Source organism: Chitinophaga vietnamensis (genome assembly GCF_902167635.1).
In the GTDB taxonomy this organism is placed as follows: domain Bacteria; phylum Bacteroidota; class Bacteroidia; order Chitinophagales; family Chitinophagaceae; genus Chitinophaga; species Chitinophaga vietnamensis.
Map to the genome: position 1 here is coordinate 101,930 of NZ_CABHMS010000001.1, position 22,211 is coordinate 124,140.

Annotated in this window: 23 protein-coding genes; 7 read left to right on the plus strand and 16 right to left on the minus strand. The window is 50.0% G+C overall.

Annotated features, from left to right (window positions below; translation table 11 throughout):
* Nucleotides 1-10: 10 nt before the first annotated feature.
* Together FPG75_RS00395 and FPG75_RS00400 are read right to left on the minus strand one after the other, a co-directional pair.
* Entirely contained in the window at nt 11-1,459 is a 1,449-nt protein-coding gene (locus FPG75_RS00395; RefSeq protein WP_236652684.1) for a DUF1800 domain-containing protein, read from the minus strand.
* A gap of 44 nt (nt 1,460-1,503) precedes the next feature.
* Nucleotides 1,504-2,712 (minus strand): molybdopterin molybdotransferase MoeA, encoded by a 1,209-nt coding sequence (locus FPG75_RS00400; RefSeq protein ID WP_201747858.1) that lies wholly within the window; start codon nt 2,710-2,712, stop codon nt 1,504-1,506.
* A 46-nt stretch (nt 2,713-2,758) separates the two neighbouring features.
* Here FPG75_RS00400 and moaC point away from each other — a divergent pair, with 46 nt between their 5' ends.
* Both moaC and FPG75_RS00410 read left to right on the plus strand, forming a co-directional pair.
* The gene (gene moaC / locus FPG75_RS00405; protein ID WP_143304521.1) at nt 2,759-3,244 is read left to right on the plus strand and encodes a cyclic pyranopterin monophosphate synthase MoaC; all 486 of its coding nucleotides are present in this window, start codon (nt 2,759-2,761) and stop codon (nt 3,242-3,244) included.
* On the plus strand, nt 3,228-3,830 hold the full coding sequence (locus FPG75_RS00410) for an NTP transferase domain-containing protein (RefSeq protein WP_143304522.1): 603 nt from the start codon (nt 3,228-3,230) through the stop codon (nt 3,828-3,830). The genes moaC and FPG75_RS00410 overlap by 17 nt, the downstream gene beginning before the upstream one ends.
* A 41-nt stretch (nt 3,831-3,871) precedes the next feature.
* Here FPG75_RS00410 and FPG75_RS00415 read toward each other — a convergent pair whose 3' ends face one another.
* Nucleotides 3,872-4,258: a molybdenum cofactor biosynthesis protein MoaE gene (locus FPG75_RS00415; RefSeq protein ID WP_143304523.1), complete on the minus strand. Its 387-nt coding sequence runs from the start codon at nt 4,256-4,258 to the stop codon at nt 3,872-3,874.
* Between the two features lie 10 nt (nt 4,259-4,268).
* Complete coding sequence (moaD, locus tag FPG75_RS00420) at nt 4,269-4,502, minus strand: molybdopterin converting factor subunit 1 (protein ID WP_143304524.1); 234 nt, start codon at nt 4,500-4,502, stop codon at nt 4,269-4,271.
* Nucleotides 4,503-4,570: 68 nt separating this feature from the next.
* Here moaD and FPG75_RS00425 point away from each other — a divergent pair, with 68 nt between their 5' ends.
* Nucleotides 4,571-4,942, plus strand: coding sequence for a DUF7009 family protein (locus tag FPG75_RS00425; RefSeq protein ID WP_143304525.1), 372 nt, complete (start codon nt 4,571-4,573; stop codon nt 4,940-4,942).
* Nucleotides 4,943-4,947: 5 nt separating this feature from the next.
* A complete protein-coding gene (gene moaA, locus FPG75_RS00430; protein WP_143304526.1) occupies nt 4,948-5,919 on the plus strand; it encodes a GTP 3',8-cyclase MoaA in 972 nt (323 codons plus the stop codon).
* A gap of 4 nt (nt 5,920-5,923) precedes the next feature.
* Here the strand turns inward: moaA and FPG75_RS00435 are convergent, their stop codons facing one another.
* The 7 genes from FPG75_RS00435 to FPG75_RS00465 form a co-directional block, all read right to left on the minus strand.
* Nucleotides 5,924-6,667 (minus strand): sulfite exporter TauE/SafE family protein, encoded by a 744-nt coding sequence (locus FPG75_RS00435; RefSeq protein WP_143304527.1) that lies wholly within the window; start codon nt 6,665-6,667, stop codon nt 5,924-5,926.
* A 9-nt stretch (nt 6,668-6,676) separates the two neighbouring features.
* Nucleotides 6,677-7,765: a HesA/MoeB/ThiF family protein gene (locus FPG75_RS00440; RefSeq protein ID WP_143304528.1), complete on the minus strand. Its 1,089-nt coding sequence runs from the start codon at nt 7,763-7,765 to the stop codon at nt 6,677-6,679.
* A 117-nt stretch (nt 7,766-7,882) separates the two neighbouring features.
* Nucleotides 7,883-8,425: a GNAT family N-acetyltransferase gene (locus FPG75_RS00445; RefSeq protein ID WP_143304529.1), complete on the minus strand. Its 543-nt coding sequence runs from the start codon at nt 8,423-8,425 to the stop codon at nt 7,883-7,885.
* A 71-nt stretch (nt 8,426-8,496) separates the two neighbouring features.
* Complete coding sequence (locus FPG75_RS00450) at nt 8,497-8,796, minus strand: cytochrome c (RefSeq protein WP_143304530.1); 300 nt, start codon at nt 8,794-8,796, stop codon at nt 8,497-8,499.
* 73 nt (nt 8,797-8,869) lie between these two features.
* A complete protein-coding gene (gene serS / locus FPG75_RS00455) occupies nt 8,870-10,138 on the minus strand; it encodes a serine--tRNA ligase (protein WP_143304531.1) in 1,269 nt (422 codons plus the stop codon).
* Nucleotides 10,139-10,174: 36 nt separating this feature from the next.
* Entirely contained in the window at nt 10,175-11,845 is a 1,671-nt protein-coding gene (locus tag FPG75_RS00460; RefSeq protein WP_143304532.1) for an NAD+ synthase, read from the minus strand.
* 10 nt (nt 11,846-11,855) lie between these two features.
* On the minus strand, nt 11,856-12,536 hold the full coding sequence (locus tag FPG75_RS00465; RefSeq protein ID WP_143304533.1) for a porin family protein: 681 nt from the start codon (nt 12,534-12,536) through the stop codon (nt 11,856-11,858).
* Nucleotides 12,537-13,166: 630 nt separating this feature from the next.
* Between FPG75_RS00465 and gldB the strand changes: the two genes are divergently transcribed.
* Nucleotides 13,167-14,204 carry a gliding motility lipoprotein GldB gene (gene gldB, locus FPG75_RS00470; RefSeq protein ID WP_143304534.1) on the plus strand — a complete coding sequence of 346 codons (1,038 nt, stop codon included), beginning with the start codon at nt 13,167-13,169 and terminating at the stop codon, nt 14,202-14,204.
* A gap of 81 nt (nt 14,205-14,285) precedes the next feature.
* Here the strand turns inward: gldB and apaG are convergent, their stop codons facing one another.
* The 5 genes from apaG to FPG75_RS00495 all read right to left on the minus strand — a co-directional run bounded on the left by apaG (nt 14,286) and on the right by FPG75_RS00495 (nt 16,978).
* Nucleotides 14,286-14,672: a Co2+/Mg2+ efflux protein ApaG gene (gene apaG / locus FPG75_RS00475; protein ID WP_143304535.1), complete on the minus strand. Its 387-nt coding sequence runs from the start codon at nt 14,670-14,672 to the stop codon at nt 14,286-14,288.
* 84 nt (nt 14,673-14,756) lie between these two features.
* Nucleotides 14,757-15,083 (minus strand): eCIS core domain-containing protein, encoded by a 327-nt coding sequence (locus FPG75_RS00480; RefSeq protein WP_143304536.1) that lies wholly within the window; start codon nt 15,081-15,083, stop codon nt 14,757-14,759.
* A complete protein-coding gene (locus FPG75_RS00485) occupies nt 15,071-16,015 on the minus strand; it encodes a DUF5777 family beta-barrel protein (protein WP_143304537.1) in 945 nt (314 codons plus the stop codon). The genes FPG75_RS00480 and FPG75_RS00485 overlap by 13 nt, the downstream gene beginning before the upstream one ends.
* Nucleotides 16,016-16,045: 30 nt before the next feature.
* Nucleotides 16,046-16,591 (minus strand): YceI family protein, encoded by a 546-nt coding sequence (locus FPG75_RS00490; RefSeq protein WP_143304538.1) that lies wholly within the window; start codon nt 16,589-16,591, stop codon nt 16,046-16,048.
* A gap of 18 nt (nt 16,592-16,609) precedes the next feature.
* Complete coding sequence (locus tag FPG75_RS00495) at nt 16,610-16,978, minus strand: hypothetical protein (protein ID WP_143304539.1); 369 nt, start codon at nt 16,976-16,978, stop codon at nt 16,610-16,612.
* Between the two features lie 136 nt (nt 16,979-17,114).
* Here FPG75_RS00495 and FPG75_RS00500 point away from each other — a divergent pair, with 136 nt between their 5' ends.
* Both FPG75_RS00500 and FPG75_RS00505 read left to right on the plus strand, forming a co-directional pair.
* Nucleotides 17,115-18,395 (plus strand): UDP-N-acetylmuramoyl-tripeptide--D-alanyl-D-alanine ligase, encoded by a 1,281-nt coding sequence (locus FPG75_RS00500; RefSeq protein ID WP_143304540.1) that lies wholly within the window; start codon nt 17,115-17,117, stop codon nt 18,393-18,395.
* Between the two features lie 178 nt (nt 18,396-18,573).
* Nucleotides 18,574-21,849, plus strand: coding sequence for a TonB-dependent receptor (locus tag FPG75_RS00505; RefSeq protein WP_236652685.1), 3,276 nt, complete (start codon nt 18,574-18,576; stop codon nt 21,847-21,849).
* Nucleotides 21,850-22,211: the final 362 nt, after the last annotated feature.

Genomic DNA, 22,211 nt, shown 5'->3' on the forward strand with positions numbered 1-22,211 from the left:
GTCAATATTTTTAACACAATTGGTATTCCGGCGTACTCATCACATCGATGGTAACGGTTTTGATATAATTCTCACGGGAAGACAGATCGGCATATTTTTCCAGCAGTGTTCTGTTGATGCCGCTATTACGTTGCAGTAACAAACCTGCGATCTCGTTGGCGAGATTTTCTCTCGCGATGCCGTCAAACGCTTGCAGGTAGGGCGACCAGGTGATACGCGCATTTACTTTTTTTGCGTATTGTCTTTTAAGCAGGTCGTTGATCTGCAAAGTCATTTTGTAGTTGGCGCCTTCACCCATTTCAGGTTGCAGCTCTTTAGGCATCACGTTGAATGCTTGCGAATAGAAGATCACCTGCGGTACGCGCAGCCTGAACATGAGGCTGGAGCTATCTATCCAGTTGCGGCCACCGGGCCAGCCGGCTACGTTGGGCGGATAGAACAATACCTGGCCGAGCAAACGCTGAAAGAGGATCATGTTCTCTTCCAGCTCAAAGGCCATGGGCACGGTTCTGCGGATGCCTACCAGCAACTCTACCGGCGATTTGATACGGTTGCCAACATATTTGGAATCGTAGAACCAGTCGGCCATAAATATCTCGCGCATCAGCGCTTTGATGTCATATCCGGATTGGTAGAATTTATCGGAGAGGGTAGAAATTAATTGTTCATCCGGTGTGTCGTCAACAAAATAGCGGAATACTTTGGTGGTGATGAAACGGGCAGCCTGCGGTTGTTCCAGCAATATTTTCAATATATCGTCGCCATCGAAGTTACCACGTTTGCCGAGGAAGAATTTTTCACCGTCATCGTGTTGTTTATCGCGGAAGATGAAAGCGCCGTTGTCGTCGAAGCCCCAGCCAGTGAAGGCCCTGGCGGCTTCTTTTACATCGTTTTCGCTGTAATGGCCACGACCGAGCGTGAAAAGTTCCATTACTTCACGTGCAAAATTTTCGTTGGGATGCTGTTTGCGGTTTTGTTGGTTGTTGAGGAAAGCCAGCATGGCCGGGCTTTTGGATACGGCGCCGAGCAAGTCGCCGAAACTGCCGAGCGCATTTTCGCGTATCGCGCCGATCAGTTGCTGGTTGTACAGTACATTGTCGGTGCGGCAGGCGAAATGCCCGTGCCAGAAGAGGCTCATCTTCTCGCGCAGCGGATGCTCGCTTTTGATCATCACGTTCATCCAGGCTACGTTGAGATCTTTGATACCCTGGTTGTTCATCTGCTGCACAACTTTCTTTTCTTCCGGCGTCATCCCTTTCAGCTTTTTGTAGTCAGGGAGGTCCGTTACATTGATCACATCTACGGATTCAATGCTTGCATGTTTAGGGCCTATGAGGACTTTGTTGACAATTTCTTTCCGTCGCTTGTTTTCCCATTCGGTGATCACGGGAAGGGTTTCTCCAAAGCCGGCTCGCCAGGCCAGGTGTTGCATTTGTAATTTTTCGGCAACGGCAGCCATATGTATAAATGATTTGTTGTAAGACCATCAAACGGTCCGTGGGTTTAACGAAATTTCCACACTGGATAAATTTCACCTTTTTTAAATAACGCTTTTTCCGCGGGCAATGTGATAAAGGCATCGGCATGTAATAAACTGGCAAGATCGCCGGAACCCTGGTAGGGCTGCGGAAAAGCAAGCATTTTGCCATTGGGTTGCGACTGCAATTTAACGGGAAGATAATATTCCAGTGGCGCATCAAAATGTACCTTTTCTGCCAGCACCGCATATGCCGGCTGCTGTGGCGCCGCACCCATGGCCGCTTGCAGCCAGGGTTGTACATACCGATAAAAGCACATGAAGCCAGAAACCGGGTTGCCGGGTAATGCAAACACTACCGGACCATTGTTAAAAGTGCCGAACAGGAAAGGCTTGCCGGGACGCTGCTTCACTTTGTGAAACACCTGCCGCATGCCCAGCTGCTGCAATACTGCCGGCAGGTAGTCATACTTGCCCGCCGATACAGCGCCAGAGCTGATCCATACATCCGTTTCGTATAGTAGTGACCGTAGTGTGTTGACCATTTCCGCTGCATTATCTTCCAGGTGCACCCGTCGGGCGTTGATGCCCATCTGTTGCAGCGAGGCGCCGAGGCTATATACATTCGACATGCGCAGCTGATGTGTTTCCGGTGTGGCAGATACAGGCACCAGTTCATCGCCGGTGGAGATCACCGCCACGCGCGGCAACCTGGCCACCTGCACCTGTGTTTTACCAACAGTTGCCAGCACGCCCGCTTCAGCAGGGCCCAGCAAGGCGCCCGGCGAAAGCAGCACCGTATCTGCCTTTACATCAGATCCTTTCTTGTGTATGTTCTGTCCCTTCCTGACAGGCTGGTTAACGGTGAAGCGCCGGAATCCCTCATGCTCGCTGGCATCGAGGTGTTCGTAAGGGATCACGGTATCGGTGAGCTCAGGTAATACGGCGCCTGTCATCACTTCCATGCAGTTGGCGAGATTAGATAGTTGCAGCTGCGGCGTGCCCGCAGCCTGTATGTCTTCCACTACAAATATCTGCTGCCCCCTGGCATAGCTATCGTATCGGATAGCAATGCCATCCATGGTTACACGGTCGAACGGAGGAAAGGGCCTGTCGGCCAGTACCGGCTCGCGCAGAATGCGGCCTGTGGCGGATTCGAAAGACACCCGCTCTGTGCCCGTATCACGTACGGTTTGCAGCACAGCCGTAAACGCAGCAGTAACATCCAGCATCATTTTATATTACTTTTGTAGCAGTGAAGACGACTAAATTTATGATTTTATGTCCAATCAGTCAAGTCAGGATTTTACACATTTCAATGCTGCCGGACAACCGGCCATGGTAGATGTGAGCGGCAAGGAATCTACTTTTCGTATAGCCGTTGCCGAGAGCCGCGTGTACCTGCCGCAGATCGTGCGCGACCAGTTTCAGGGCAACGACATTCAAACCCGCAAAGGGGGCGTATTTCAGACGGCCATTATCGCGGGCATCATGGCGGCCAAGAAAACACCGGATTTGATTCCGCTGTGTCATACCCTACTGCTCGATGGTTGCGATGTGCAGATCGTGCTGGAAGGAGAAGAAGCGGTGATCAGATGTATGGTGAAGACCACCGGCAAAACCGGCGTGGAGATGGAAGCGCTCACCGGGGTCAGCATAGCAGCGCTCACGATATATGATATGTGCAAGGCATTTACCCAGGAGATGATCATCCGCGATACCAGGTTGATCAGTAAAACCGGCGGAAAACATGACTACGGAAAATAATACAGCCGCACTGAAAGGACTGGTGCTCTGCGGCGGCCACAGTACCCGCATGCGGGAAGATAAAAGCCAGATCGGCTATCATGGCATGCCGCAATGGCAATACCTGGTGCAGCTCCTGCAGGCGCATCTGCCGGAAGTATACCTCTCCTGTCGCGCCGATCAGGCGGCGCTTTACAGCAGTTATCCAAATGTAATTGTAGATAGCGCGAGTGGCGGCGGCCCCGCTGCCGGCTTGCTCAGCGCACATGCTCTGCAACCGCAAACGGCCTGGCTGGTACTCGCCTGCGACCTGCCCCTGATCAGCCATCAGAGCCTGGAGCTATTGATAAAGGAACGAAGGCCAGACAAGGCAGCCACTACTTTCATCAGCCCGGTGAATGAGCTGCCCGAGCCGCTGGTAGCCATCTGGGAGCCAGCAGGATTGATATCTCTGCAAAAAAATGTGGAAGAAGGACGTAACTGTCCCCGCAAAACCATGCTGGCAAACGATCTGCATCTGCTGCAAAACCCTGTGCCAATGGAGCAGTTCAACGCCAATACACCGGAAGAGAAAATTTTGGGGTTTAAGAATTTAGGGATTTCTTGATTGGTGGCTTCAAATCAAGAAATCCCTAAATCCCTAAATTTCTAAATGAAATATTCTTTTTTCCAGATGGGAACGGTTTGTTTCAGGGTATCGATCGCAAATTCGCAGGCATCGAAGGCAATGCCCCGATGTGGGGCAGCAACGGCAATCACCACCGACAGCTCGCCGGGATATTTATCGCCTGTGGCATGCAACATCGCGATGCGGCGGATATCCCACTGTTGCTGCACCTGGTCGGCAATCTTCTGCATCTCGAGCAGCGCCATTGGCTCGTAGCATTCATAAAACAGTTTACTCACCGCGCGGCCCTGCGTATTGTTGCGCACCGAACCCGTGAAAACGACCTCCCCGCCGCAATCTTCCGTATGAATAAAATCCAGCGCTTCCTGCACGGTAATCTCTGTTGCTATCTTTATTAATCTTTCCATTTCCTGTTTTTCATCCACCACTTACCGGCGGAATTATTGCGATCTCATCTTCCTGGCCAATCTGCACATGATCTTCCGCATACTCCCTGTTCACCGCTATCATCATCGTTTTCAGCTGTTCCAAAGCAGGGTATTGATGATATAGCCATGCTCTTAATGCCTGAACATCACGCACTTCCGGGGGAATTTCCATCTTCGGGCTGCCTGTGATATCACGCGCAACGCCGAACAGCAATAAGCTCATAAGTTAAATATTGTTCGCTAAAACTACGATAAAGTAGTAATTTTAGTATGGGTAGAAAACCATTTTTTATGAAGATAAGGATCCGGGGAAACAGCATCCGTTACAGGCTGGACAAAGTAGATATGGAATTGCTGGAAACCACGGGCAAAGTGGAATCCATTACGCACATCGGCGGCGGCACCTTGCATTTCTGTCTGCGCGGAAAAGAGGTACCCGAACCTGCTATCAAACTCGAACACGATGGCGTTCACCTGCTGCTGCCCATCGTACATCTGGAGCAGTGGATATCTTCCGGCAACACGGGTTTCGACCTCAGCATCAGCAATCCCGATGGCTCCAGCGTGGCCATACTGGTAGAAAGAGATTTTAAATGCCTGACAGACCGTGATGAAGATGATAGCCAGGCATTCGACAACCCGATGGCCAGTAAAAATTGCTGAGAGAGATGTTCATAGATCAACATCATCGTATAGTCGACTACGTTAGATTGTCGGTGACCGACCGCTGCAACCTGCGCTGCACCTATTGCATGCCGGAGCATATGCGGTTCGAGCAGAAATCCGCATTGCTTTCCAATACGGAAATCGTGCGATTGATGAAGCTGCTGGCGGCAGCGGGCATTTCCAAGGTGCGCATTACCGGCGGGGAACCCTTTCTGCGACCGGGTTTGCCGCTATTGCTGGAACAATTGTGCGCCATCCCCGGCATCGAAGAAATGGCCATCACCACCAACGGCGTGCTCACCCAACCTTACATTCCGCTGCTGCGCTCATTGGGCATCACGCAGGTGAACCTCAGCCTGGATACCTTGCAGCCCGCACGTTTTCAACAGATCACCCGTCGCAACGAATTTGATGCCGTGCAGCAAACGCTGAACGAACTGCTGGCGCAAGATATGCGCGTAAAGATCAATGTAGTGGTAATGGAAGAAGTGAATACAGACGAGCTGAGAGCCTTTACTGCGCTTACCCGCGATCATGCCCTGTCAGTAAGGTTTATAGAAGAAATGCCTTTTAACGGGCAAGGACATACGTTTTCCGGTATCGCCTGGAATTACCAGCGCATCCTCGATACCATCGGCGGGCATTATACATTACACAAGCTGCCCGACCCGCCGCATTCCACCTCAATGAATTACAGCATCGCGGGCCACAAAGGCAATATCGGCGTGATACCGGCCTACAGCCGTACATTTTGTGGCACTTGTAACCGTATTCGTATATCCGCTACCGGTAGTGTGCGCACCTGCCTGTACGGAAAAGACGCCCTGAATGTAAGAGACCTTTTGCGTAGCGGTTATACGGACGAGATGATACTGGAGGAGATGAGATCCGCTATCCACGGGCGTTTCAGCGATGGCTTCGCAGCAGAACGCGAACATGCCGCCACAGAGAGTATGTCGATCATAGGAGGATGAATTTTTATTTGATCAGCATACGCACGCCGGCATATAATATCAGGATGGCTGTAGCGCCCGCCACCCACCTGGGTTTCAGGGATTTCGCACTTAACCTTGAACCGATCTGCCCGCCAATGATCACCGATAATAAGAGCGGCCCTGCAAAGTGAAGATCAAATACTACCTGCTTTTTAGCGGCCTGCCCCAGGAGGCCGGCGATAGAATTTACGAAGATGAAAAAGCTGCTGAGACCTGCGATGTTCTTGGCGGTATCATACCGGCCCAAACGCAGTACCGGCGAGAGATAGATGCCGCCGCCGATGCCCGTCATGCCCGATAGCAAACCGATAGCGCCGCCAATAATACCGTATACAATGCCATTGCCTTCCTTTGATACTTCGGTATCGCTCTCCTTTTCAAAGAATAGCCGGTAGCACATAAACAGTGCAGCCAACGTTAATGCAATACCCAGCAACAGGAAGAAGGTAGCCTGTTTCAGCGGCAGATAGCTGCCGATAAAGGCCATCGGCACACTGATCAACGACAGCTGCCATGCTTTTTTCAGAGGCAGATGGCCATTGCGGTAAAAATGATATACGCCGCCTGCTACTACTGCCACGTTGCAAAGCAGCGCAGTAGATTTCATCAGCTGAAATTCGACGCCCGACAAAGCAAGGATCGCCAGGTAGCTGGAACCGCCACCAAAGCCGGCTGCGGAGTACACCAGCGCCACCAGGAAAAAGAAAAAGCAGAGTTGTAGTATCACAGAAAAGGATTAATAAGTTTGCATCTGGTGATCGATGAGCGAAGCCCATGCGTGTATGCCGCCTTCTACATTGTAGATGTTCTTCATGCCCAGTTCCATCAAACGCTGCGCCACGGCCCGGCTCCGCATACCGTGATGGCAGAGCACCGCCACCGGCCCTTTCACCTGCAGGCCGGGGATCTGCTGTAACACGCGCCCCATGGGCACATGCACGGCCTGTGGAATATGGCATATCGCCCATTCATCTTCTTCCCGAACATCCAGCAACAAGAAATCATCTCCCTTGCTGATCCATTCTTTCAGCTCTTGTACTGATAATGGCAGCACATTATTCACTTCGCATACGCTCTGCGCGTAATCGGATTGTAAGGAGCGGATATGAAGGTTTGCCTCTACAGGATGGATGTTGAAGAGATGATGGGTATTGTGTAAAGTATCGATAGTCAGCAGCTGATTGCGGAGTGGCGTACCGATACCCGTGATCACTTTCACGGTTTCATTGGCCTGATAGCAGCCGATGAGGCCTGGTAATACGCCCAGTACGCCGATCTCGTTGCAGTTGAGCATTTCGCCGGAAACCGGCGGCTCCGGAAAGATACAACGATAGGTAGCGCCGCCCTGGTAGTTGAACACGCTTACCTGTCCTTCAAATTTATAAATAGCGCCATATACCAATGGCTTGCCGGCGATCACGCAGGCATCGTTCACGAGGTAGCGGGTGCCGAAATTATCGGAGCAGTCCACCACTACATCATAACGTTGAATGATATCGAGGGCATTATCGGTGGTGATCCAGGTATCGTGCGTGGTGAACCGTACCTCTGGATTCAGCAACTGCAGGCGTTTTACGGCCAGTTTAACTTTTGAGAAGCCCTGGTCGGCAGTATGATAAAGTACCTGGCGTTGCAGGTTGGTAATGGAAACGGTATCATGTTCTACAATGCCGATACGACCTACACCCATTGCGGTAAGGTATTGCAAAACGGGCACTCCCAGGCCGCCTGCACCGATCACTAGCACACTGGCCTTTTGCAACAAGGCTTGTTTCTGCGGCCCAAAGCCATCAAGGCGGGTTTGCCTGTCGTAGCGTGTAGACATTTAGAGAATTTTTTGATTTACGAATTTACGGATTTAGGAATTTATTGATTTGAGCGGATCATTAAATCCTCACATCCTCACATTCTCACATTCTTACATTCTCACATTCTCACATTCTCACATCCTCAAATCTTTATACATCATCACGAGGTCGGCGTATATGCCTTCGCGCTGAAGGATGCCTTTGGGCAGCCGGCCGGATTCGAGGAAGCCGAAGTTACGGTACAGCTGCATGGCTTTTTCGTTGGTGGAGAATACGTTGAGGTAAAGTATCCTGAGGCCTTGTTGTTGTTCTGCCCATCGTATCATGGCGGTCATGAGGCGGCGTCCGATGCCGAGGTTGCTCCACGCGTGTTCTACCGCGATGCCCATTTCGGCGGTATGCGCTTTTTTGTCGTAGCCACTGTGATTAACGGTGATGGAGCCAACGATCTTGTTATTCACTTCGGCCACCAGCAGCAGCTGGCGCGGATTGTCGAGATACGATTGCACGAACTGTTCTTCCGAGGCCAGGTTGAGTTCCATGGCTTCAGGATGGGTGAAGAGGAGGTAGTCTGTTTCTTTCGTCATCCGCTGGAAATTGTCCAGCAGGCCGGCGGCGTCTTCGATGCGTGCCGGCCTGATCACGAGTTCATATCCGTTAGGTAGGAAGTGTCGCATGCTGCGAAAATAAAAAAGCGACCGTTGCCGATCGCTGGTAGTTTTAAACCTTACTTAAAAAACTTTGTGGGTTAAGCAGCCTTGGCATTACTTTTCACAAATTCCAGTACTGCTGCTTTCTGCTCATCGGTCAGTTTGGCTTTGCGGGCCATTTTGTCGATGATGCCAGGCCATTTGTCTGCCGTACGTGTTTCAGGCAAGCGGTAGCGGTGGCATTTGTTGCAGTTCTCGCGATAGATAGTTTTACCGGGAGAATCCGGGTACTTGGCAAAAGTGGCTTCCACAGCGGCGGCCGACTCGGTGGGAGCAGTTCCTTTGCTGCAGCTCCACAGCAAGATGGCTATCAACATTAACTGAAGGAGTGTTTTCATAATGACAATTTGAGTGAAGTTAACAAAAATATAGATACAAGAAAGGGCGCTGATTCAGCGCCCTTTCTTGTATCTATATTTTTCCGGCGCCGAAATACGCCTGTAACACTGCCGGGATATGGATGCCCTCAGGTGTCTGATTATTTTCAAGCAGGCATGCCATGATGCGTGGCAAGGCCAGGGAGCTGCCGTTGAGGGAGTGTACCAGTTGCGGTTTACCATTGGTTTCGCGGAAACGTATTTTCATACGGTTCGTCTGGTAGCTTTCGAAATTGCTCACGGAGCTTACTTCCAGCCATTTCTGCTGTGCGGTGCTATATACTTCAAAATCGTAAGTGATGGCAGAGGTGAAGCTCATATCGCCGCCGCATAAACGAAGAATGCGGTAAGGCAATTGCAGGGATTGCAGCAGGCTTTCTACGTGGGCTACCATTTCATCCAATGCCTCGTAGGATTTATCCGGATGTGTCAACTGCACGAGCTCTACTTTATCGAACTGGTGTACGCGGTTGAGGCCACGCACATCTTTGCCGTAGGAACCTGCTTCGCGGCGGAAGCAAGGCGTGTAGGCCGTCATGCGGATAGGCAGGTCGGTATCTTTCAGTATCTCGTCGCGGTAGATGTTGGTAACTGGTACTTCTGCGGTAGGAATGAGGAAGTAATTATCTTCCGTGGCATGATACATCTGGCCTTCTTTATCAGGCAGCTGGCCGGTACCGAAGGCAGACGTTTCATTTACCAGGTAAGGCGGCGCATATTCCGTATAGCCTGCGTTGATGTTATAGTCGAGGAAATACTGGATCATGGCGCGTTGCAGGCGGGCGCCCTTGTTTTTATACAAAGGGAATCCGCTGCCGGTGATTTTGTTGCCCAGCTCGAAATCGATCAGTTCATATTTTTTGGCGAGGTCCCAGTGAGGTACGGCGCCTGCATGCAGTTCGGGAATGACGCCACCACGGCGTACTTCCACGTTTTCTTCCGGTGTTTTTCCTGGTGGCACGATGGCGGCAGGCAGGTTCGGCAGCTTCACGAGCGTATCGTGTAATTGTTTTTCGGTGGCGTTGAGGGCCTCGTTTACGGGCGCCAGCTGCTCTTTCAGGCTGTTCACTTTGGCGCGCATCTCTTCACCTTCTTCTTTCTTGCCCTGCCCCATCAGCTTGCCGATCTCTTTGGAAAGGCTGTTGATCTGAGCCTGGGTATCATCGTATTCAAGGGTCAACTTCTTGCGTTGGTCGTCCAGCGCCAGCACTTCATCTACAAGGCCGAGGTCCTTGAAGTGCTTCAGCGTAAGGCGTTCCAGCACCAACTCTTTATTCTGACGTATAAACGGTACTTGTAACATTATGGTTGTTTAAAAATTTGAGCAAATATAATGGTCCTAAATGAGATATTTCCCTACTATAGGCACTCTGCGGCCTACACCAAAGGCCTTGGACGAGACGCGTATAATGGGACAGAACTGATTACGCTTGTATTCATTGGTGTTCATCAGCTTTAAGGTCCGCGAAACCAAAGCGGAATCGAAGCCTTGAGCGATGATCTCTTTAGGGCCCTGGCGGCGCTCGATGTACTGGTACAGCAGTTTGTCCAGCACGGCATAATCAGGCAGGCTGTCGCTGTCTTTCTGATTGGGCCGCAGCTCCGCTGATGGCGCTTTATCGATGATGTTCACCGGTATGATCTCTTTCTCCCGGTTAATATATCTTGCCAGTGCATATACCTGCATCTTGTACACATCTCCCAGCACAGATAATCCTCCTGCCATATCTCCGTACAAAGTACCATAGCCGGTAGCTAATTCGCTTTTGTTGGACGTATTGAGCAGGATATATCCAAACTTGTTGGACAGTCCCATCAACAGGTTACCCCTGATCCTGGACTGTGTATTTTCTTCCGCCACGTTAAAGGGTAATCCTTTGAAATATGGTTTCAGCGTGGTTAAGAAGCTGTTATAGATATCGTCGATGCGGATGATATCGTAGGGATTACCGAGATTTTCAGACAGGCGCACGGCATCATCCACAGAGTGTTCTGTAGAATAGGGAGATGGCATGAGCACTGCGCGCACATTGTCTTTGCCCAGTGCATCGCAGGCGATGGCGAGGGTTACGGCGCTGTCGATACCTCCGGAAGAGCCCAGGATGGCTTTGCTGAAGCCCATCTTGCCGAAATAGTCGCGGATGCCCAGTACCAGTGCATCGTAGATGCGATCGATGTTATGATCGAAGATCAGCTCAGTGAGCGGCGTAAAATCGGCGTTGGCCAATGTTGCCTGATCATTGCGGGTGGCGAGGCTTTCCAGCTCCACGCTGTCCATCGCTTCTGTAAAAAAAGGCAGTTCTTTCACCACATTACCCTGCGCATCGAAAATGAGGGAGCCGCCATCGAAAACGATCTCTGTTTGAGAGCCTACCGCGTTGCAGTACAGCATGGGCAGACGGTATTTGAGCACGTTGGCGCGGATGATCTCTTTGCGATCTTCATCATGATCATAGTCGAAGGGAGAGGCGGAGAGATTGATCATCACATCCGGTTGTTGCTCGATGAGCTTATCCATCGGGCAGATGCGGTAGAGCGGGTTGTCGCCGAGGTTCCAGATATCTTCACAGATGGTGACGGCCAGTTTCTTACCCATGAAAGGGATCACCTGCCATTCATAGGCCGGCTCGAAGTAGCGGTATTCATCGAATACATCGTAGGTGGGCAGTAATGTTTTATGCACTACTTGTTTTACTTCGCCTTCGTGCAGGAACCAGGCTGCGTTGAAGAGGTCTTTGCCTTCCTTTTGCGGGTTGCGGGCGGGCGCGCCTACCAGCACGGCAATATCATGGGTATGTGCTTTGATCTGATCGATCGCCTGATGGCATTGCACGATAAAATCTTCAAATTCGAGGAAATCGCGGGGAGGGTAGCCGCATACGCAGAGCTCTGAAAATACCACCAGATGGGCGCCCTGGGCTTTTGCGGCCTGTATGCCTTCGATGATCTTTGCCGTATTGCGTTCGAAGTTACCAATATGATAGTTCTGTTGTGCCAGTATGATCTTCATAAATTCAAATTTAAAAATAGAGGCCGAGACGTAATGCAAAGCTATTAAGATTCACTCTGCCATCATCCCATTTAGCGTTGCGGGTAACGTCCACAAAGCCATTTTGGTAAAGGATGCCCGCCGTGCCGCGGAGTGTTTGTCCGAGCGGATATTCAATGCCGCCGCCCAGCAGCATCCCGATGTTGACGCGGTTCACATCCGGCAGGATGTTCACCCGGTCGTAACTTTGACCAACGCTCATCACGTCGGTACGGGCGCTCACCGGAAAGGCCACAAATGTACCAAACTGGCCCCAGAACGACATACCATCGTAGGAATTGGTTTTCAGTTTCAGTGCGATAGGTACCTGCACATACGTCAATTTGAAATTATATTCGGCCGGATTTTGTTTATAGTCGCTGAGGCCTTTGCCGGCATCATATTTCAGTTTGCTACCGCCGAGGATCACGTTGAATCCCGAGGCCAGCACATAGTTGCCGTTGGGGCTCAGGTTGAAATCGGCCATGAGACCGAATCCCAGCCCTGCTTTAGCGCCGGTGCGGCTCACGCCTGACTCCTGCGGTTTGAGTACCGATATCATGGGATCTATGTTAAATCCCAGTCTTACATTCCTGAATTGTTCGTACCTGCCTTGTGCCTTGCTGCCGTATGCAGCATTGATGATTGCCAATAAAAGTAAGATCCGCTTCATATATCAGTAAATAGTTAATTGTAAATAAACACTAATCTTCTTATAAATCCGTTATTTTCTACCAATATGTCGCCCCTCCGGGGCGTAATGTTGTTGGCTGAAATGTTTTCTACCAATATGCCGCCCCTCCGGGGCATGATGTTGTTGGCTGAAATGTTTTCTACCAATATGCCGCCCCTCCGGGGCGTGATGTTGTTGGCTGAAAATGTTTTCTACCAATATGCCGCCCCTCCGGGGCATGATGTTGTTGGCTGAAATGTTTTCTACCAATATGTTGCCCCTCCGGGGCATGATGTTGTTGGCTGAAATGTTTTCTACCAATATGCCGCCCCTCCGGGGCGTGATGTTGTTGGCTGAAATGTTTTCTACCAATATATCGCCCCTCCGGGGCATGATGTTGTTGGCTGAAAATGTTTTCTACCAATATGCCGCCCTTACGGGGCGTAATGTTGTTGGTAACTCAAATGTTATCTATCAATGTATCGCCCCATAGGGGCGTTATATTGGTAGCTCAGATGTTATCTACATGTATCGCCCCGTAGGGGCGGCATATTGGTAGGGGCGGCATATTGTTAGATATTTATACCACAACAAATATTCTTAATTCGTAATTTAGTTCTTTTTAGATCGATGCAAAGTTACACTAATATCAATACCCGTTTTGCCTGTTGCCTGTTGGCATTGCTGGCCATTGCTGCCTGCAAGTCGGGGCCCAAGGCGCCGGATGTAAGTCATATAGCCGTGAACGTTAGTGCCGACCGTTTTGATTCGGCCCTCTTCACGATCGATACCAACAATATCCAGCCGGGCTTGCAGCGTCTGCACGAGGCTTATCCGATGTTCCTGCCGGTTTATATCACCGATATTATGAACCTCGGCAAGTATTCCGACAGCAGCCGGGAAATACAGCAACAATTGCACCTGTTCCTCACCACGCCTGATTTCCGTCACCTGGAAGATGCCGTTACCCGTAAATTCGGACACCTCGAATCGCTGAAACAGGAGCTGGCACAGAGTTTCCGCTATACAAAATATTATATCCCCTCTTTCAAACCACCAAAGGTGATCACCTTCATTTCCGGGGTGGCCAACTACGGCGCCGTTACCCTCGATACCATCCTGGGCATCGGCCTGGATATGTACATGGGCGCGGATTTCCCGCCATACGCCCTGATCCCCGATTACCCGGCTTATATGATCCGTCGCTTTTCGCCTGAATATATCACCACCAATTGTATGCAGGTGATCCAGCAGCAGCTGTACCCGGCTTCCCGAGAGGGCGGCAATCTGCTCTCACAAATGGTGGAAGCAGGCAAGCAGCAATACTTCCTTGACAAGGTATTGCCTGAAACACCGGATACTATCAAGCTTGGCTATACGAAAGAACAACTCAAGTGGTGTTATGATAATGAGCAGATGATCTGGCAATTCTTCATTCAAAATAATCTCCTCTATAACTCCGACTGGCAGGAGCTTTCCCACTTTATGGGCGATGGCCCCGCCACACAAGGCATGCCGGAAGGCTCACCCGGTAAGATCGGCAATTTCGTAGGCTGGCAGATCGTGAAAAAGTATATGGAGCTGCATCCCGCTACCAGCGTACAACAGCTAATGGAAACGAAAGATGTAATGGCCATTTTCAATGGCGCGAAATACCGACCCAAATGATGGGAGAATTTTTTGATTTATGGATTTACGGATTTCTTGATTTAAATCCGAAAATCCGAAAATCAAAAAATCCCTAAATATTTAATTGAGTTTGAAGGGTACTACCATTTGAAATTCCGGAATTTTCACTTCGAGCAGTTTTTTGTCGAGCTGATTTTCCATTTGGTAGGTGCCGTACATCTTGCCGATCTCGGTGCGGAGGTTGGATCCCGAGACATACTGATAGGTTTCGCCAGGCGCCAGCAGCGGCTGTACGCCCACTACGCCTTCGCCTTCTACTTCACGGTGAGTACCGTTGGAGTCGATGATGTACCAGTGGCGGCGCAATAATTTGATGGGGAAAGTGTTGTTGTTTTCAATGGTAATACGGTAGGCAAACATGAATTCGCTCCCGATAGGATTAGAATAATCCGGTTGGTAGAATGTTTCCACGCTGATGGTGATGCCCTCTGTTACCTTCTTTACCATAAAATCAACCTTTAACGTAAAAATAAGGAAAATAACGCCAGTGGGCTCAAAAAATATGAGCCATTCATCACTTTAACGATTTTTTTAGACAATTTCCACGTTTTCCATAATAGCGGGGTCTTCAGAAGCCGCTCTGGCAGCCACTTCCAGGTGATTGTGATAGTAGCCTTGCCGGGCCGTGGCCAGCAGGTAGCGCCAGAGGAAGCCTCCATAGCCATACTGGCGGTATTGCTTCACATGACACACCTCATGTCGCACCCAATGCTCATCTGCAAGGAACTCCTCCCGGGATGCGCCGTACAGATGGATGGTACGCCCCAATACCATTGCCACCGCCGGCACACCCAGTTTCCAGGCGGCCAGGCGGGCAATGAAAGAATTTTCGTGTATGCGACAGGTTATTGTTTCCAAGTTTTCTTATGGCCCAGCGTAAATCTACGCGAAATATTGAAACCCCAGCGGTACTGCCCCTGCAGCCAGGATGACACCGTTCCCGGTATGAACTGGTTTTCCAGCACGGCCGTGGAGTTGGTGAAATTAAGATGGAACACATGGCCTCCCGTTTCAATTTCTATACCAACACCCAGGGGATTGTAAAAAGTGATGCCCTGCGTTTTGAAATAATCTTTACTCTCCTGCGAGCGGAAAGGCAGGTAATACTCCGCGATGAAACCCACGCGCCGCGATACTTTCAGCCTGCCGGCCACCCCCAGCGCAAATAAATTGTTCATATCCATGTAGGCTACCCTGTTGCGGTGTACGTAAGTAGGCGACAGTGTCAGCGATACCATCTCCCCGAACTTCCTTGATACAATGGCCTGCGCTACATAACTCATACGGTCGGCCACATCTCCAAAATATGCAGGATCGGTTTTGCTGTCGGAAGAGGTCATGGTGGAGATCACCGCATTGCCGAAAAGCGCCACTGATACAGGTATGAAGTTGTCGGTAGTTTGCGACAGCAATTTATATTTCACCAGTCCATCGATCAGCTGGTGCAGGTCGCCGGCGCCTTTGGAGCGGCCGATGCCCACCATCAGTTTGTCGGTGACGCCGTATTCAAACGCGATACGGATGTCCGTAGAGTTATCAGTACCGAAGAATGTTTTTACGCCGCCGGCGCTGCCGGCCGCATCGCCGAAACGGTGATCCACGCGGAAGTCCAGCTCATGTTTGCGGAGCGTTTCGGTAGATTGCCCCTGGATAATACGGGTACCTTTGTACGTATACAACACGGGATTGTGCGTAGTGCCGGTAGAATCAAACAATTTGCCCAGGTCGTTCTGCGCCTGGCAATAGGAATGAAGGCCGCATAGGAGCAGCGTTACATGAATCAGCTTCATGATGAAAAAAATGAATGTTGATAATATATTTTATCTGGATGCTGTATAGGCTCCCTTTATTGTTACCGCTACTACTTCCGCGATATTCTTTACAACAATAGTGGGAATCTTGATTTTATGATCTGCGATGCGCACGTTGAACTTCGCATCTACGTTGATAGCGCCGTTCTTTACGGTGATGGTACCCTTTTCCCGGTAGCTCTTATCTACGCCGTGTAAACTCAGTATACCCTCTACCGTTACATTGTAGGTCCCCTCTTTCGAAAGGTCTACATCGTCGGTGATCTTCCCTTTGAATTCGGAAAACGGGTATTTATCGCTTTCAAGGTACGTGGAGTTAAAGTGGTCCTGCATCAGCCTTTCCTCGAACTGGAAGGAGTTGACAGGCACTTTAAAATAGACAGCCCTGGTTTTGATATTGATGGCAGATACAGCTTTATCGGTTTTGGCTTCTATATCTTCCAGCGGAGCGGAAGAGAAGAAGGAGATATTCGTGTTCCGGGAAGAAAAGATATCCTGCGTATAGCCGTGCAGGTGAGTCATCAGTCCGGTGAGTATCAGGAGTAAATACTTCATGATAAATATCTTTTAATGTTATTGATCCGGCATGCCGTGGCCGATCCAGCAGGCGAGTGAGTCCTTCATGCCCTGGCTGAGCGCCGGAAAGCCTTGTGATTGCGGCATATCCGCCTGCGGGCCTGTCACCATCGATTCAAAGATAGCGCGTTTGCCATTGATGTAGGCCTTCAGTTTGTCTGACGTAGAGAAATCGGCCACGGATGGCGAATTGCCGCCGGGATGGCAACCTCTGTTGGTGCAGTTGGCCTGTACAACGGCATAGGCATAAGCGGTGGTGATCTTTGCCGTGCTGCAATCTACCGCGCCGGATGAAGGTTTCGGCGCTTCCTCATTCTTACAGGCGACCAATAAACATCCTAAAAATAAAAAAAGGTTTTTCTTCATAAACTAAAAAATATTCTCTTCGCTTATACGGGTATAGGTCAGAAATGGTTGCCTGCCGATGAAGATAATATAACTATCGAAAATGTTGATATATTACATAGAGAAGCGCTTATTTTTGCATCAAACTATATCCAGCGTGAATATCGAACAACTATATACTATCTACTGCCAGCACCCTGCCGTGCAAACGGATACCCGCAAACTGAAGGCCGGCGATATTTTCTTTGCGCTCAAAGGCGCCAATTTCAACGGGAATGAATTTGCGGCAAAAGCCCTGGAGCAGGGCGCCGCCTTTGCCGTGGTAGATGAGGCCGCGTATTTCACGGTACCCGAAAAAATGATGCTGGTGGACGATGCCCTCGAAGCTCTGCAACAGCTGGCTTTGCGCCACCGCAAGGAGTTGGGCATTCCCTTTATCGCCATCACGGGCACTAACGGTAAAACCACTACGAAAGAACTGGTGAACGCCGCATTGTCTTCCAATTATAAAACCTACGCTACGGTGGGCAATCTCAATAACCATATCGGCGTGCCGCTCACCATCCTCAGCATCCAGCCGGATGTGGAGATCGCCGTTATCGAGATGGGAGCCAACCACCAGCGTGAAATTGAAGCCTATTGCAAGATCGCGCTGCCTACGCACGGTATCATTACCAATATCGGAAAGGCGCACCTGGAAGGCTTTGGCGGAGAAGAAGGCGTGAAGAAAGCCAAAGGCGAACTGTATGATTTCCTGCGCTCGCATAACGGCACCGTATTCGTGTGCAACGATTATGGATATTTAGTGGAGATGAGTAAAGGCATACCACATATTGTTACTTATGGAGAGAAAGAAGCAGACTACATTGGCAAACCCGTGGCAGATACGGCTTTCCTTGGGGTGCAGGTTGGCGGCAACAGCCAGGTAGGCTTCATACAAACGCAGCTGGTGGGCGCTTACAATTTCCCGAATGTGATGGCAGCAGTAACAGTAGCCAGTTATTTTAAAGTGCCGCAAAGCAAGATCGGGCCGGCTATTGCCGCCTATGTGCCGTCCAACAACCGTTCACAGGTGATCAAACAAGGCAGCAATACCATCATCATGGACGCTTATAATGCCAACCCTTCCAGCATGCGGGCGGCGATTGATAACTTTGCAGGTTTGCAGGCAACCAGAAAAGTATTGCTGCTGGGCGCCATGATGGAACTGGGCGACGATAGCATCAAGGAACATCAGGCTTTGGTAGACCTCCTGCAACGCCATCATTGGGACGCGGTAGTGCTGGTAGGCGGCGATTTTAAAAAAGTACAGCATCCTTATATCTTCCTCGAAGATGCCCTGGAGGCGGGCAAATGGCTGCAACAGCAGCAACTAACGGATACGCATATACTGGTAAAGGGCTCCCGTAGTACCGGCATGGAACGCGTGCTGGCATAACATATCAGAGAAAAAAATATCATTACGGAAATGTTAACTATTTCATAATTGTACTATTTTTAATACTTCATTTTCCCAATCGATATTTACCAAAATCTAATTTTTGCACATGAGTCCCAAATTTACCCGATTGTTATGGGGAGCGTTATTTTTTTTGCTCCTCATTCCCTCTTTTTTAATGGCCCAGGAAACCACCGCTGATATTGCCGGTATCGTTGGCAGTAAGGATGGTCCTGTTCCCGGTGCGAGCATTATTGCTGTGCACATCCCTACAGGCACGCGTTATGCTACCGTTTCCCGTAAAGACGGCCGTTACAATCTCCCTAACCTCCGTGTAGGCGGCCCTTACACGCTCACGATTTCTTTTATTGGTTACAAAGATGAGAAGAGAGAGAACATTTCCCTGTCGCTGGGACAGGAGTACAAGGCTGACGTAAACCTCGTACAAAGCACCAGCAGCCTGAATGAGGTAGTGGTGAAATCCGCTGCGCAGAACAAAGTGATCAACAAGGGCCGCACCGGCAGCCAGGAAGTGATCACCCGTTCACAGTTGGACCGCCTGCCCACCGTAAGCCGCTCTATGGCGGACTTTACCAAGCTCGCACCTTCTGCCAACGGTCTTTCTTTCGGTGGCCGCAGCAACCAGTACAACAACATTACTGTTGATGGCGCCAACTTCAACAACTCTTTTGGTTTGCAGCCTACACTCGGCTCCCAGACCGGCTCCCAGCCTATCAGCCTGGAAGCGTTGGAACAGATACAGGTGAACGTATCACCGTACGACGTACGCCAGGGCGGCTTCTCCGGCGCCGGTATCAACAGCGTTACCAAAAGCGGTACCAACGAATTTAAAGGATCGGTATACACCTACGTCCAAACGCCGGGCTTGCAGGGCCGTAATGTAAACAACGTTACCGTTCCGCGTCCGGACTTTAACTACAACCTCCGCGGATTCTCTGCCGGCGGCGCTTTTGTGAAAAACAAATTGTTCTTCTTTATAAGCGCTGAACAGGAAAGGATCAAAGCACCTGCTACCAGCCTTGTGGCCAACAAGCCAGGCGGCGTAGCCGGCGGCAACGTATCCAGGGCAGTAGCCGATACCCTAGATGCCCTGAAACAGTTCCTGATGAGCACTTATAAGTATGATCCAGGATCCTACCAGGATTATTCTTACCGCACACAGAGTGATAAAATCACCGTGAAGATCGACTGGAACGTAAACGATAACAACACTTTTACGTTTAAATACAACTACCTGAAATCATTCAAAGACATCCCTGCCAGCAATAGCGGCGCGCCCGGAACCGGCCGCCAGCCCAGCAGCACAGGCCTGCCTTTCAGCGGTAGCGGTTATACCATCAATAACAACTTCAACATCTTCATCGCCGAACTCAATACCCGCATCGGTAACAAAGCCTCCAATAAATTCCAGGTAGGCTTCTCTGCCATGCGCGATTTCAGGTCCTCCCTCTCCGGCGGCAATTTCCCGCTGGTGGATATCCTCGACGGACAAGGCAGCAGCTACACAGCCTTTGGTTATGAGCCTTTCACTTATAACAATAAGCTCAACAGCAACATCTATCAGCTGTCTGATATCTTCACGCTGTATAAAGGCAAACACGAGATTACTTTCGGAACACAGAACTATTATAAAACATTCCTGAACGGTTTCGCGCCTAACTACGAGGGTAACTACCGCTTCAACTCCATGACCGATTTCTACGCCAGCGCGAAGAACGGTTCCCTCACAGCGGCCCGCTATGCGCTGTCTTACGCCAGCACACCGGATGGCTCTTTCCCTTATGCAAAGATCCATTCCCTGGAACTGGGCTTTTTCGCACAGGATAAATGGAGCATTACGCCCAGCTTCACCCTGACTTACGGTTTACGTATAGACGTACCCGTTATCGGTAACACTTTCACCCGCAACGATTCCCTCACCGCCCTCACTTTCAGGGATGGCGTGAAACTGGATGTAGGCCAGGCGCCTAAAACTTCCGTGTTGGTTTCTCCCCGCGTTGGTTTCAACTGGGACGTAACACATGACGGTAAAACCCAGATACGTGGCGGCGCCGGACTGTTTGCCGGTCCTCCGCCGGCAGTATGGCTGAGCAACCAGGCAGGTAACAACGGCGTACAGTTTGGTTCTTTCGTAGCGCAAACCAGCGCCAGTTCCCCTACCATTCCGTATGCATTCAATCCTGATCCGAATGCTTACCGTCCGGGCCCGGGCAAGCTGTCTACCGCTTATAACATTGCGGCCATCGATCGTAACTTCAAATATCCGCAGGTGCTGAAAGCTACGCTGGCGATCGACCGTCAGCTGCCAGGCGGCATCATCGGTACATTGGAGGCCAACTACGCCAAAGATATCAATGCAGTATATTTCCAGAACGTGAACCTGCCTAATACCGGCTTCCAGCTGGATAGCACGCCGGATCACCGTTTCCGTTATACCTCTGCACAGATCTACGGACCGATCCCCGGCGGCAAGAACACGCTGAGCAATCCTAATATCAGCGATGCGATCCTGATGAAAAATTCCAACAAAGGCTATTCTTACTTCTTCACTTTGCAATTGCAGAAGTCTACGCCCAAGCTCTACCTGAGCGCGGCCTATACTTACAGCAAGGCACGTTCTATCAACGATGGCGGTACCATTGCACAGAGCAACTGGCGCGACCGTCCGGTGAGCGGCGATCCTAATGCAGATGTGCTGGGTTACTCCAACTACTATATGCCTCACCGTATTGTGGCTGCCGCTACCTACCGTTTCACCTGGGCGAAGAACTTCGCTACTTCGGTGGGTATGGTATTCGAAGCAGCGCCTGCCGCCGCTTCTGCGTATAGCTCTGTGGCTTCTTACACTTACAGCGGTGACCTCAATGGCGATGCTTCCAATGGTAACAACGACCTGATCTACATTCCTAACAATGCCAATGAGATCAAGCTGGTGCCCGTAGGTTACGGCGATAAGGGTTACAATCCTTCGACCAACCCGGATCAGCGTTCTGCTAGCGTGATCTGGAATCAGCTGGATAACTACATCAAACAGGATGATTACCTGAGCCATCACAGAGGCCAGTACGCAGAGCGTAATGCCCTGGTGCTGCCGTTTTACAAACGTATGGACCTGAACATCACACAGGACGTTTTCGTATATGCCGGCAAGAACAAGACGAAACACACGCTGCGTATCACTTTTGATATTATCAACTTTGGTAATTTCCTGAACAGAAGATGGGGTGTGTCCAAGATGCCGAACAATACTTCTTTCCTGAAGTATGAAGGCCAGTTAAGAGATGCGAATGGTGTAGCTACAGCGGCGCCGGCGTTCTCTTTCCCTTATCTGGACCCGAAAAACCAGATTCCGCTTACCAATACCTGGAAAGACAATACCAGCACCACTTCCCGCTGGCAGGGGCAGATTGGTATCCGTTATATGTTTAACTAGTTAGTACCAACGATAGTAATGAAAAAGGGAGACGCTTATAGCGTCTCCCTTTTTAGTTTAAGACAAAAAAAAGACCTGCAAGCTAAAAAACCCGCAGGTGTTCATAACCTATGCCAACTTTAGAGTAATCGTAAAAACTTAGAAATTATACCGGGATAAGATTTAAGTTTTGTAATTATTTTGAGTTAATATCTTTTTTCAGTTTTTGGTATTTTATAGAGATAACATGCAAGGAAACAAATTGTTCAAAAAATCTAAAAATTTAATTTGATACTTGAATTGCTCCCTTTCTTTGGGTGTTACAATATTACTTACGAAGGCTATAATGTTTTGGATTGCTAAAATGGAAAAAAAATAGAAAA